Origin of the sequence: Roseovarius sp. A46 (genome assembly GCF_004126395.1) — a bacterium.
GTDB lineage: Bacteria > Pseudomonadota > Alphaproteobacteria > Rhodobacterales > Rhodobacteraceae > Roseovarius > Roseovarius nitratireducens.
The window spans coordinates 1-252 of the sequence record NZ_PVWS01000111.1 but is presented as its reverse complement, the minus strand read 5'-3'; the positions used below and the strand labels follow the sequence as shown (position 1 = coordinate 252).

1 protein-coding gene is annotated in these 252 nt (G+C 63.5%); it reads right to left on the bottom strand.

Annotated features, from left to right (window positions below):
• Positions 1–252 (bottom strand): transposase (locus C6W92_RS18100; RefSeq protein ID WP_241691213.1); only part of this gene is annotated, 252 nt, incomplete at both ends.

The window sequence follows — 252 nt, the reverse complement described above, 5'->3', positions numbered from 1 at the left end:
CAACCAACAGCCGCGCTGCGCCACCTGAAAGCTCCGCGCATCTGTCGGTTGCTCCACCTGCGCCTGTCGGCGTATCAACCCAAAGGGCTCCGGTTCCGGCTGGATGAAAGTTCAGTGGCAGGCCAAGCCGATACCGTTCCAGCAGGTGGCGGAAGTTGAGGATCGTGGTCTCGTCAGGGATACGGTCATCGCCCAACTCGACCCCGGCGAACCGCCGCATCGCCTCGCTGTCGTAAAGCGTCTCCTCGGCCA